Source organism: Caballeronia pedi, from assembly GCF_001544915.2.
Lineage (GTDB): Bacteria > Pseudomonadota > Gammaproteobacteria > Burkholderiales > Burkholderiaceae > Caballeronia > Caballeronia pedi.
On record NZ_FCOE02000138.1, the window covers coordinates 1 to 548 of the forward strand.

The 548-nt window shown below is 62.8% G+C and carries 1 protein-coding gene; it reads left to right on the plus strand.

What is annotated here, in order from left to right; genetic code table 11:
• Positions 1-27: 27 nt before the first annotated feature.
• Positions 28-548: CheR family methyltransferase (locus AWB80_RS42885; protein ID WP_279628710.1), on the plus strand; the 521-nt coding region annotated here is incomplete at its 3' end.

Sequence of the window (548 nt, forward strand, 5' to 3'; positions counted from 1 at the left end):
CTTTGCACGTTCTCGCGTCACGACATCTTGAGCGATCCGCCCTTCTCGCGGATGGACCTGGTGAGCTGCCGTAATCTGCTGATCTACCTCAGTGCACCCGCACAGCGTACTGTGATGCCGCTTTTTCACTATGCGCTCAAGCCCGAGGGCGTTCTGATGCTGGGACCGTCAGAGACGGTAGGGGCATTTTCGGACCTGTTCGGCAACATCGAAGACCGGCGCAGCAAATTGTTCGGTAAGAAGCCCCGCCTCGCGCCACCCGCGGTGCTCGGCCGGCCCTCAACGTACATTGCGCCTTTGCCCGTCCGCTCCGTCAGCGCGCCTGAGGCGCCCTCCGAGGCACCCGAAGCCTCCTCGCTGCGCGCAGAGGTCGCTCGCATCACGTTCTCGCGGTACGCGCCGCCTTCCGTGATCTGCGATGACGACCTGAACATCATCGAGTATCGTGGCGACACCTCCGCCTATCTGGTGAATCCCAACGGTCCTCCGAACAACAACCTGCAGCGCCTTGCGCGGCCCGAAGTGTTTCTGGCCCTCAGCGAGGCGAT